Annotated in this window: 10 protein-coding genes; 5 read left to right on the top strand and 5 right to left on the bottom strand. The window is 70.6% G+C overall.

Features of this window, described 5'->3' with window-relative positions; genetic code table 11:
• Positions 1-301: 301 nt before the first annotated feature.
• The 3 genes from OHT21_RS30110 to OHT21_RS30120 form a co-directional block, all read right to left on the bottom strand.
• Positions 302-1,102, bottom strand: a complete 801-nt coding sequence (locus tag OHT21_RS30110) for a sugar phosphate isomerase/epimerase family protein (protein ID WP_328771419.1) — start codon at positions 1,100-1,102, stop codon at positions 302-304.
• Positions 1,103-1,142: 40 nt separating this feature from the next.
• Positions 1,143-2,075 (bottom strand): bifunctional helix-turn-helix transcriptional regulator/GNAT family N-acetyltransferase, encoded by a 933-nt coding sequence (locus OHT21_RS30115; protein ID WP_328771420.1) that lies wholly within the window; start codon positions 2,073-2,075, stop codon positions 1,143-1,145.
• A gap of 956 nt (positions 2,076-3,031) precedes the next feature.
• Positions 3,032-4,081, bottom strand: coding sequence for a LacI family DNA-binding transcriptional regulator (locus OHT21_RS30120; protein WP_328771421.1), 1,050 nt, complete (start codon positions 4,079-4,081; stop codon positions 3,032-3,034).
• 179 nt (positions 4,082-4,260) lie between these two features.
• Between OHT21_RS30120 and OHT21_RS30125 the strand changes: the two genes are divergently transcribed.
• The 4 genes from OHT21_RS30125 (at position 4,261) to OHT21_RS30140 (ending at position 8,462) form a co-directional block, all read left to right on the top strand.
• Positions 4,261-5,412, top strand: coding sequence for a Gfo/Idh/MocA family protein (locus tag OHT21_RS30125; protein WP_328771422.1), 1,152 nt, complete (start codon positions 4,261-4,263; stop codon positions 5,410-5,412).
• 17 nt (positions 5,413-5,429) lie between these two features.
• Positions 5,430-6,605, top strand: a complete 1,176-nt coding sequence (locus tag OHT21_RS30130) for a dihydrodipicolinate synthase family protein (protein ID WP_328771423.1) — start codon at positions 5,430-5,432, stop codon at positions 6,603-6,605.
• Positions 6,606-6,631: 26 nt separating this feature from the next.
• The gene (locus OHT21_RS30135; RefSeq protein ID WP_328771424.1) at positions 6,632-7,429 is read left to right on the top strand and encodes a sugar phosphate isomerase/epimerase family protein; all 798 of its coding nucleotides are present in this window, start codon (positions 6,632-6,634) and stop codon (positions 7,427-7,429) included.
• A gap of 181 nt (positions 7,430-7,610) precedes the next feature.
• On the top strand, positions 7,611-8,462 hold the full coding sequence (locus OHT21_RS30140) for an MBL fold metallo-hydrolase (RefSeq protein WP_328771425.1): 852 nt from the start codon (positions 7,611-7,613) through the stop codon (positions 8,460-8,462).
• Here the strand turns inward: OHT21_RS30140 and OHT21_RS30145 are convergent, their stop codons facing one another.
• The gene (locus tag OHT21_RS30145) at positions 8,463-8,966 is read right to left on the bottom strand and encodes a hypothetical protein (RefSeq protein WP_328771426.1); all 504 of its coding nucleotides are present in this window, start codon (positions 8,964-8,966) and stop codon (positions 8,463-8,465) included.
• Positions 8,967-9,087: 121 nt separating this feature from the next.
• Between OHT21_RS30145 and OHT21_RS30150 the strand changes: the two genes are divergently transcribed.
• Entirely contained in the window at positions 9,088-10,326 is a 1,239-nt protein-coding gene (locus OHT21_RS30150; protein ID WP_328771427.1) for a serine hydrolase domain-containing protein, read from the top strand.
• A gap of 192 nt (positions 10,327-10,518) precedes the next feature.
• On the opposite strand, the gene OHT21_RS30155 is transcribed toward OHT21_RS30150, so the two are convergent.
• Positions 10,519-11,418 (bottom strand): ribokinase, encoded by a 900-nt coding sequence (locus OHT21_RS30155; protein ID WP_328774274.1) that lies wholly within the window; start codon positions 11,416-11,418, stop codon positions 10,519-10,521.
• Positions 11,419-11,479 lie beyond the last annotated feature (61 nt).

Here is an 11,479-nt window from a genome sequence, read left to right on the forward strand (position 1 = left end):
GAGGGGCCGCCATCGGCGCTGTTGGAGGGGGGCGCGCCGATGACGGCATGGCTACCGGCCGCAGGCGGTTGGAGAGGGTAGGTCAGCGATCGCAGCCAGCAGCGAGGGCCGACACCGCACAGCGGAGACTCATCCGGCAGCCTGCGAGTTGGACGGAGGGTGGCGGGGATGGGTTCCCCGGATCGGCCCGATTCCCAAAAATTGGTACGGAAACGCACCACCGTGCCCGAGGAGGTTCCTGCGGCGCTGTTTCGGGCCGGGCGCTCCCGCGTCAGCGACCGCTGTTTTCGTCCAGACGCTTTTACGCTGACTCGTTCAGCAACCGGGAAAGGTGCTCCCGGCCCGCCCCCAGCAGCCCCTCCAGCGGCGCGGCCGAGTCGTACCAGCGCTTTTCGTACTCCCAGCACAGCCAGCCGTCCCAGCCCTCGCGGGAGAGGAGTTCCACGCACTCGGTGAGGGGGAGGACGCCCGAGCCGAGCGGTAGCGGGGTGGTGTCGTCGGATGAGGCGATGTCCTTGACCTGGACGTAGCCGAGGTAGGGGGAGAGGGCGACGTACGTGGAGCCGGGTTGTTCGCCGCCTAGCCAGGTGTGCATGACGTCCCAGAGGGCGCCGACGCGGGGGTGGCCGACGAGGCCGAGGACGCGGATCGCGTCCGCGCCGGTGCGGTGGGAGTCGTGGGTCTCCAGGAGGATGCGTACGCCGAGATCGGCGGCGTACTCCGCTGCTGTGCCCAGGCGTCGCGCGGCCGTCGCGTCGGCTTCCTCGGGGCTCTGGTCGGTGCCGCCGCCGGGGAAGACGCGGATGTAGGGGGCGCCCAAGTCGCGGGCCAGCTCGAGGAGTTCGCGGATGTCCTGGAGTACGGGGCCGTCCTCGCCGGGTGCGGCCACGCGCGCGTATCCCGCTAGGCCCAGGATCTCGACGCCGGCCGCCTTGAACTCGGCGGCCACGTCGGCCCTTCGGCTCAGGTCTATGCCGGGGTGGACCGGCTCCTCGGGGTGCGCGCGTAGCTCGACGCCGTGGTAGCCGTGGGTGGCCGCGAGCCGTACCACGTCGGGGATGGGGAGTCCGGGGACGCCGAGAGTGGAGAACGCCAGCTTCATGCTGCGGACCTTACCTTTTGGCCCCGCGTGCTGGGCAGGGTCAGTCCTGACCGCTGTGCAGGTCCAGGCGCCAGTCCTGGCCGACCAGGTCTACGCCGAAGGAGCGGTGCGGTTTCTCGGCGAGGAGGACGAAGCCGTGGCGCTGGTAGATGCGGCGGGCTGCGGTCAGTGCGTCGTTCGTCCACAGGACCATTTCGCGGTAGCCGACGCCGCGGGCGAACTCGATGCAGGCGCGTACGAGTTGGTCGCCGATGCCGAGGCCGCGGGCGTCCGGTTCGACGAGGAGGAGCCGTAGGCGTGCCGCGCCCGGTGCCTCGTCCCGTACGCACATCACGCAGCCCACCGGGCGGCCGTCCAGCTCCGCGATCCATACCCGCTCCAGGTGCGGGTCGTGATCCTCCGCGAAGTCGGCGACGATCCTGGCGACCAGGCCTTCGTAGTCCGTGTTCCAGCCGTGCTCGGCGGAGTACAGCGCGGCGTTGCGCTGGACGATCCAGCCGAGGTCGCCGGGGCCGGGGTCGCGCAGGACTACGTCCTCGCCGCGGGGTGCGCGGCCGGCGGACAGGACGTCGCGGATCGTGCGCATCGCATCCGCGAGGCGGGGGCGCTCGTTTGCCGGAACCGTCGCGAGCAGGGAGCCGACCGCCTCTCGCGATCGTTCGTCGAGCAGGTCGGCTGCCTCGCGTCCGCGCGCGGTGAGGGTGACGCGTCGGCGTCGGGTGTCCTTCTCGGACGGTGCGCGTTCGATCAGGCCGTCCTGCTCGAACTTCGCCAGGATGCGGCTCAAGTAGCCGGCGTCCAGGGACAGTTCGGTGCGCAGGTCGGCGGCGTCCGTACGGGGCGCGTGCGCTAGCTCGTACAGGACGCGGGCCTCGGTGAGGGTGTACGGGGCGTACAGCTGGCGGCTGTAGTCCAGCGCGCCGATGACGTTCGTGTAGAACCGGTTGAACGAGCGGATGTCCTGGATGGTCATAGCCCGACCTCGGATGGTTGACTCAGTCAGAGATATCGCCAGTCCGAGGGTAGGTCGACGACGGGCCCACGTCCATGGGTCGCCCAGGGCGGTGGGGGTTCGGTTCATGGGCGACTACCGGTCCGTCGTGGTTGCTCGCGCAGTTCCCCGCGCCCCCTGAGGTATGTGGTGGGTGCGGGGCCGCGTCGGGGGTGTCCGTCCTCGGACCGGCGCGCGTTGCTGTCGGCTGGTAGGGGGTGCCGGTGTTGGCGCGCCGGCCGCTGCGGGCGCACACCCCCGCCCCGTCCCCTTGCCGCCGTGGGCGGCTGCGGGGCTGTGGGGGTGCGGGCTTCCTCCGGGCGGGCTGTCCGGGGCGCGGGCTTGCCCGGGGCGCGGGCGCCTTCCGGGCACGGGCTGCTCGCGTGCGGGCGCCTTCCCGGCCGCGGGCAGTCGCAGACTTTTGCTTTTAGGGGCGCGGGGACTGCGCGCCCAGCCACATCGCACCCGCAGCCGCAGGTTCTTTAAGGGGCGCGGGGAACTGCGCGCCCAGCCACATCGCACCCGCAGCCGCAGGTTCTTTAAGGGGCGCGGGGAACTGCGCGACCGGCCACATCGCACCCGCAGCCGCAGGTTCTTTAAGGGGCGCGGGGAACTGCGCGACCGGCCACATCGCACCCGCAGCCGCAGGTTCTTTAAGGGGCGCGGGGAACTGCGCGACCGGCCACATCGCACCCGCAGCCGCAGGTTCTTTAAGGGGCGCGGGGAACTGCGCGCCCAGCCACGACGCACCCGCAGCCGCGACACGACTGTCACCCACCACCCCGGTAGGCACCCACCCGCCCACGAACCCGACCACCCGCGCTAGGCGCCCACCCGCCGGAGGCAGCGGGGCCTGGGGGCGCAGCCCCCGGTTTCGGGAAGGGGCGGGTATGGGGAATTGCCACCACCCACAACGGACCCGCAGCCAAAGAACAACCTCAACCCTTGGGGACCCCCGTCGACCCCCGCACCATCAATTCCCCCCGCACCGTCACAATCCCCCCGTCCGGCGCCTCCTCCCGCCCCATAGCGATCCGCCCCGCCCGGGCCCCCGCCTCCGACAACGGCAGGCGCACAGTCGTCAGCGCAGGCACCGCATCAACGCTGAACGGCAGGTCATCGAACCCGACGACCGATACGTCGTCCGGGATACGAAGCCCCGAGTCCCGAAGCGCGGCACAAGCGCCCAGCGCCACCGTGTCGTTCGCCGCGACGACAGCCGTCAACGACGGCTCCCGCCGCAGGAGTTCGAGGGTCGCCTCGTAACCCGCCCGGCGGTCGTACCGCCCGTGGACGGTCCACGCGGGATCGTCGGCGATGCCGTGCGCGGCGAGCGCAGCCCGGTGACCTTCGAGCCGATGCCGCGTCGTCGTCCGCTCCTCGGGCCCCGCGATATACCCCATCCTCCGATGCCCGAGCCCGATCAGGTGCTCGGTCAACTCCCGCCCACCCCCGCGGTTGTCGAACGTCAACGCCACCGCCTCGGTGTCGGCAGGCGCGGGCGGCCGCCCGCACAACACCACCCGCGTCCCAGCGTCCGCCAGCTTGCGCAGCTTCGTCGCGACGGCCGCCGCGTGCGCGGTGTTCTCGACGGCGCCCCCGGTCAGTACGACCGCGGCGGCCCGCTGCCGCTGAAGGAGCGTGAGGTAGGTGAGCTCGCGCTCCGGCGAGCCGCCCGTGTTGCAGACGACCCCCAGCCGCTCCCCGCCCGCGCGTCCACCCGGCCCGCCGATCTCGGACTGGATCGCCGCCGCCATGATCCCGAAGAAGGGGTCGGCGATGTCGTTGACGAGGATGCCGACCAAGTCGGAGGTGGCGGCGGCCAGCGCGCTCGCCGGGCCGTTCAGTACGTAGTCCAGCTCGTCCACGGCCCGCAGCACCCGATCCCGCGTGGTCGCCGCCACGGGATAGTTGCCGTTCAGTACGCGGGACACGGTGGCGGGCGAGACCTGCGCGCGAGCCGCCACGTCCGCCAGGGTCACGGTCATCTATCGTCCTCCGGTCAGGGATCTACTCAGGCATCTGCGTCGCATATCTCATCACCGCGCGGGGTTGTCCGATCCGCTGCACAGAGGCTAGCTTCTTCACACATAGAAAGCGCTTGCTGCAACGCTCACCTGTTCGCTGTGGGGCGTACGCGGCGCAGGACGCGTACGAAGGGAATGACGTGACACGCAAGACGGTGCGCATCGCGATGAACGGTGTGACGGGACGCATGGGCTACCGCCAGCATCTCGTCCGCTCCATCCTCGCCCTGCGCGAACAGGGCGGCCTCGATCTCGGCGACGGCACCGTGCTGTGGCCCGAGCCCGTGCTCGTCGGCCGCCGTGAGCACGCGCTGAAGGCGCTCGCCGACCAGCACGGCCTCGAGCACTGGTCCACCAGCCTCGACGCCGTACTCGACGACCCGGCCATCGACATCTACTTCGACGCACAGGTCACCTCCGCCCGCGAGGACGCCATCAAGAAGGCCATCGAGGCCGGAAAGCACATCTACACCGAGAAGCCGACCGCGACCGGCCTCGACGGCGCCCTGGAGCTGGCCCGGTTGGCCGCGGACAAGGGCATCAAGCACGGCGTCGTCCAGGACAAACTGTTCCTGCCCGGCCTGCTCAAGCTGAAGCGCCTCATCGAGGGCGGCTTCTTCGGGCGGATCCTGTCCATCCGCGGCGAGTTCGGCTACTGGGTCTTCGAGGGCGACTGGCAGCCCGCCCAGCGCCCCTCCTGGAACTACCGCGCGGAGGACGGCGGCGGCATCGTCGTCGACATGTTCCCGCACTGGGAGTACGTCCTCCACGAACTGTTCGGCCGCGTCAAGTCCGTACAGGCGCTGACCGCGACCCACATCCCGCAGCGCTGGGACGAGCAGGGCAAGCCGTACGCCGCGACGGCCGACGACGCCGCGTACGGCATCTTCGAGCTCGAGAACGGCGCCATCGCGCAGATCAACTCCTCCTGGACCGTACGTGTCAACCGTGACGAGTTGGTGGAATTCCAGGTCGACGGGACTGAGGGCTCGGCGGTCGCCGGTCTGCGCAACTGCCGTGTCCAGCACCGCAGTTCGACCCCGAAGCCGGTCTGGAACCCGGACATCCCCGCCACCGAGGTCTTCCGCGACCAGTGGCAGGAGGTCCCCGACAACGCCGAGTTCGACAACGGCTTCAAGGCGCAGTGGGAGCTGTTCCTCAAGCATGTGTACGCCGATGCGCCGTACCACTGGGATCTGCTGGCGGGCGCTCGTGGGGTTCAGCTCGCCGAGCTGGGGCTGAAGTCCTCGGCCGAGGGCCGCCGTTTCGACGTGCCGGAGATCTCGCTGTGACCACTGGGATGATTGGGATGAGTGGGGCTGCTGGGGCTTCTGGGACGATCCAACTGCCGGGTGCGGGTGGTTCGTTGCGTGCCTACACCCCGCGTACGGAACCGCTCGCCCTCTCCACGGGCGCGCCCTTCACCTCTCGTACGGTTTTCTCGGCGGCGCATGTGGTCGCGGATCCGTACGCGGATGTCTCCCCCGACGCGCCCGCCGCCGTCGACTGGGACGCCACCCTCGCCTTCCGCCGGCATCTGTGGTCGCACGGGCTCGGGGTCGCGGAAGCGATGGACACGGCTCAGCGGGGGATGGGGCTCGACTGGGGCGGGGCGGCGGAGCTGATCCGCCGTTCGGCCGCCGAGGCTAAGGCCGTCGGCGGGCTGATCGCGTGCGGGGTGGGCACGGACCAGCTGGTCTCCGGCTCCCTGGGGGAGGTCCGGGAGGCGTACGAGGAGCAGCTCGCGCTCGTGGAGGGGACGGGCGCGCAGGCGATCCTCATGGCGTCGCGGGCGCTCGCGGCTGCGGCTTCCGGCCCCGAGGACTACCTGGAGGTCTACGGCCATCTGCTGCGCCAGGCGTCCGAGCCGGTGATCCTGCACTGGCTGGGCCCGATGTTCGACCCGGCGCTGGAGGGTTACTGGGGCTCGTCCGACCTGGACGCGGCCACCGACACCTTCCTGGAGGTCATCGCCGCGCACCCCGACAAGGTCGACGGCATCAAGGTCTCCCTCCTGGACGCCCAGCGCGAGATCGACCTGCGCCGCCGCCTCCCGAAGGGAGTCCGCTGCTACACCGGCGACGACTTCAACTACCCCGAGCTGATCGCGGGCGACGACCACGGCTTCAGCCACGCGCTGCTCGGCATCTTCGACCCGCTGGGGCCGCTGGCGGCGGAAGCGGTACGGGTCCTCGACACGGGTGACGTGAAGGGCTTCCGCGAACTCCTCGATCCCACGGTCGAGTTGTCCCGCCACCTCTTCCATACCCCGACCCGCTTCTACAAGACGGGCGTGGTCTTCCTGGCCTGGCTCGCCGGCCACCAGTCCCACTTCACGATGGTCGGCGGACTGCAGTCGGCCCGCTCACTCCCGCACTTCGCCCGCGCGTACGAACTGGCCGACGGTCTTGGCCTGTTCCCGGACCCGGCGCTGGCGGCGGCGCGGATGAAGAACCTGCTGTCGCTGTACGGAGTGGAACAGTGAGCCTCTCGCGTTTTTCCATCAACCAGATGACGGTCAAGCAACTGTCGCTGCCCGAACTGGTCGACGCCTGCCTGGAGTTGGGTGTACCGGGGGTCGGCCTGTGGCGCGAGCCGGTCCAGTCGTACGGCCTGGAGGCGACGGCGAAGCTGGTCCGTGACGCGGGTCTGGCCGTCACCACCCTGTGCCGGGGCGGCTTCTTCACCTCCATCGACCCGGACGAGCGGGCGAAGGCGCTGGACGACAACAGGGCGGCTGTCGACGAGGCGGCCACCCTGGGGACGGACACGTTGGTCCTGGTGTCCGGCGGTCTCCCGGTGGGCTCCAAGGACCTGCACGGCGCGCGGGAACGCATCGCCGACGCGCTGGCTGAACTCGGCCCGTACGCACAGGAGCGGGGCGTACGGCTGGCCATCGAGCCGTTGCACCCGATGTTCGCCTCGGACCGCTGTGTGGTGTCGACCCTCACCCAGGCGCTGGACATCGCGGAACGCTTCCCTGCGGAGCAGGTGGGCGTGACGGTCGACACGTACCACATCTGGTGGGACGATCAGGCGCCCGCCCAGATCGCCCGCGCGGGCGCTAGCGGCCGTATCCACACCTTCCAACTGGCCGACTGGACAACCCCGTTGCCCGAGGGCGTCCTCACCGGTCGCGGTCAGATCGGCGACGGCTCGATCGACATGCGGGAGTGGAAGGGCTACGTCGAGGCGGCGGGTTACACCGGCCCCATCGAGGTCGAGCTCTTCAACGACGAGTTGTGGGCTCGGGACGGCCGCGAGGTGCTGGCGGAGACGGCGGCACGGTTCGTGGAGCACGCCGCGTAAAGGGTGTGCGTGGACTGACGCGCGTGGGGCGCCCTGCGAGGGAAGGGGCGCCCCACGTGGCGTCCCCTGCCGCTGGCTGCCCCTTGCGGTGGGCGTTTGTCTGCGTTTGACGGGAGTCCGCCCTGGGGCTGGACTGGAATCACGGGCGCTGCGGCCGGACCCCGTTCTAGGGAGAGCAGCGATGACGACCATGGAAACTTTCAATCTTCTGCAGCCGTACCGGATCGCCGAGGAGACGTTCGTCATCCCGTGGGCCCTGGAAGCCCCGCCGGTCGGCCACTTCCCGATGAATTCGATGGTGATCCGGGGAGCGGAACCGGTGCTTGTGGACACCGGGGCACCGGCGGTGCGGGCGCAGTGGCTGGAGGCCGCGTGGTCCGTGGTGGATCCGCTGGACGTTCGGTGGATCTTCCTCACCCACGACGACCGTGACCATGCCGGCAACCTCTTGGCGGTCCTCGCCGAATGCCCTAACGCGACACTGCTGACGACGTGGTTCTCGATCGGGCGCATGGCCGAGGAGTGGGAGACGCCCGTCAACCGGTGCCGCTTCATGATCGACGGCGATACGGTGGATGTGGGTGACCGAACGCTGCTGGCCAAGCGGCCGCCGTTGTACGACAACCCCACGACCCGCGCCCTCTTCGACCCGAAGACCGATGTCCTGTGGGCGGTGGACACCTTCGCGACGAACGTGCCCACTCCCGTCCCCGAAATCGCCGACCTGTCCGCCGATGAATTTCGCGACGGCCAGTTCTTCGGCGGACGCCTGGTCTCGCCCTGGGTCGCGCTGCTCGACGGCCGGAAGTTCGGGGCGGTGGTGGACGACTTCCAGCGGCTGGACGCCGAGGTCATCGCCGGCTGTCATTCACCGGTGCTTCGCGGGCCGCGGATCGCGGAGGCGTACGACCTTCTCCGCCGGCTTCCCGAGCTTCCGGCGTGGCCGGAGTTCACGCAGGCCGACCTGGACCAGTGGATGGCCGCCGCCGAGGGATCGGTCCCGCCGGAACAGCCACGGCCATCGGCCACGTGACTACAGACCGAGCGACGTCTGGGGCATCTGCGTCTCCCGTACCTCCTCGTCGTCCGTGAAGGCACCGGACGACGCCGCCCCGCTGAGGAGTGTCGCGGCGAGCGCCGCCGCAGCGACGAACGTCCAGCGTGGCCGCCACGAGCGTTGGGTCTCGCCGATGCGCGCCGCAGGGGCTTCCACGTGCCCGCAGGCGATGGTGGTGCGTGCGTCTGCCGGGGCTTCCACGCGCCCGCAGGCGATCGTGGTGCGCGCGTCCGCCCACGCCTCCGCCTCGTCCCCCCGTACTCCGCAGGCCGTGACGAACGCGACGACCAGTTCCTCGCGGGGCAGCCGTTCCCTGCCGAGCATGGTCGCCGCCGTGGAGTAGGGCAGCGTGTGGCCTGCCTCCGTTGCGCGGCGTTCGAGTTGGCGGTAGCTCAGGCCCGACCATGCCTTGAGGCGCCGTAGCGCTGCCATGAAGGCGGCCGGGTCGGTGTCCGGTGGTGTGGGCGGTGCTGTGGTCATGGTGGTCCCCCCTGTTGAGCTGGACGTACACGAGCTCGCACAAGCTCGAACACCCTGACAGCTTGAGGAACGGCGACAGCGGCGGTCAACCTCGGCGCAGATTCCCGATGTTGGAGGTCATATGGGCAAGGGTCTGCGTCCGCGTCTGCCTCACTGTCGCCGTACGGGCGTCGGCGCCACCACGGTCCTCGCGGTTCTGGTGATGCTGGGCGGATGCGCCGAAAGCGCCGAAGAGCCGGCCGTCGGGCGTACGCCGGGAGGGGCGGCCGCCGGGCGCGCGGCACCGGTCGGCGCCGCGTCCCCGAAGGCGCGTGACGGGGAGTCGGTTGCCGACTTCCTCCGCCGGACCCTGCCCGCAGGGTCCGGCGGCACCGTGATCGCCGCACGTGGCGACGAACTCGCGTACTGCGGAGGGTTCGGGACGGCGGACCGCGCCTCCGGCACCCCCGCCAGCTGCCGCACCGTGTACGACGTCATGTCGATCACCAAGCAGTTCACCGCGGCCGCGATCCTGAAGCTGGAGGTGATGGGGCGGCTGCGGGTGAGCGACCCGATCAGTCGGTACCTGGGGCAGCCGGTTCCCGGGGACAAGCGCGGCATCACGATCGAGCACCTGCTCACGCACACATCGGGCCTGGTCGAAGGGCTCGGCGACGACTACGAACCCGTCTCGCGCGACGAGCTGGTGCGGCAGGCCCTGGCGTCGAAACTGCGGTCCGTCCCGGGTGCGGAGTTCCACTACTCCAACACCGGATACAGCCTGCTCGCCGCGATCATCGAGAAGGCGTCCGGGCAGGGTTACGAGCCGTTCCTGGCCCGGCACCTGTTCGCACCGGCCGGAATGCACCGGACCGGATACGTGCTGCCCAAGTGGCCGCGGCATCTGATCGCGGTGGAGTACGACAGCGAGGGCCGGAGCCAGGGCAGGCCCATCGACCATCCCTGGGCGGCCGACGGGCCGTACTGGCACCTGCGCGGCAACGGCGGCATGCTCTCCACCGCGGGTGACATGTTCCGCTGGCACCGCGCCCTCTTGGGCGACGAGATCCTTCCGGCGCAGGCCAGGAAGAGGCTGTTCGCTCCCCACGCGCGGATCCCCGACTCCGACGAGCTGATCGGGCCCGGCCCGTCGTACTACGGATACGGCTGGGTCGCCACCCGCACTCCCGAAGGCCCGCTCGCCTGGCACAACGGCGGCAACGACTGGTCCCTGGGCTATCTCGCGCACTGGCCGCGCGACGGCGTCCTGGTGTTCTGGGTGAGCAACCACGCCTACCAGGACGGGAAATGGGACCTCCAGGAACGCTCGGAGAAGCTGACCCTGGGCATCGCCGACCGCGTACGGGCAGAGGACCGCTGAGGACCCACAGAGGTCCCGCAAAAAATCTTCGAAGGCCCGTGCAACCCTCCGCCCACCCCGCGGGTCGTACTTGGCATCAGGGCTTCTGGAGGGGGGATCTGGGGGGATCCGCGGGGGTTCTGATGTTGGGGGAGGGGTAGAACGAGGGGCCTGGTCGACGGACCGGGCCCCTCGAAGCCTTTCCGGCCTTCTTCACAGGGCGGCGACTTCCGACGCGGTGGGGAAGGAGGCCTGGGCGCCCTCTCTGGTAACCGCCACGGCGCCCACGCGCGCCGCGTACGCCGCCGCCTCCGCGAGGGACTCCCCGAGCCCGAGCCGCCACGCCAGCGCCGCCGTGAAGGCGTCGCCCGCACCCGTCGTGTCCACGGCGTCGACCTTCACGGACGGGACGCGGGCCACCCCGGACGCGTCGGCGACCAGTGCGCCCTCCTCGCCCAGCGTGACGACCACCGAGCGTGGGCCCCGCGCGAGGAGGGCCTCGGCCCACTCAGAGGGTGTGGCGCCCGCTTCGGCACCCAGCACCACGCGCGCCTCGTGTTCGTTCACGATCAGCGGGTCGCAGGCGGCGAGCACGGCATCGGGCAACTCGCGGGGCGGGGATGGGTTCAGTACGAAACGGGTGTCCGGCCGCAAGCCTCGTACGACCTCTTCGACCGTCTCCAGTGGGATCTCCAGCTGGGCCGAGACCACCCGGGAGGCGGCTAGGAGGGTCGAGGCCGCGCGTACGTCGTCCGGGGTCAGGCGGCCGTTCGCGCCGGGCGACACGACGATGCTGTTGTCGCCGGACGGGTCCACCGTGATCAGCGCGACGCCGGTGGGCGCCCCGCCGACGAGGACGCCGGCCGTGTCGACACCGGCGTCCCGCATCGAGTCGAGCAGCAGCCGCCCGTGGCCGTCGTCGCCGACGCGGGCCAGCAGCGCCGTACGGGCCCCGAGGCGGGCGGCGGCGACCGCCTGGTTGGCGCCCTTGCCGCCGGGGTGGACGGCGAGGTCCGAGCCGAGCACGGTCTCCCCGGCGCCGGGGCGGCGCTCGACGCCGATCACCAGGTCGGCGTTGGCCGAGCCGATGACCAGCAGGTCGTAGTCGTTTATCACCCTCTCCTTGTACAGGAGGGGCTGGAATCGGTGCCACTGAAGTCGGCAAGCCCTCAAG

The organism is Streptomyces sp. NBC_00286, assembly GCF_036173125.1.
In the GTDB taxonomy this organism is placed as follows: Bacteria; Actinomycetota; Actinomycetes; order Streptomycetales; family Streptomycetaceae; genus Streptomyces.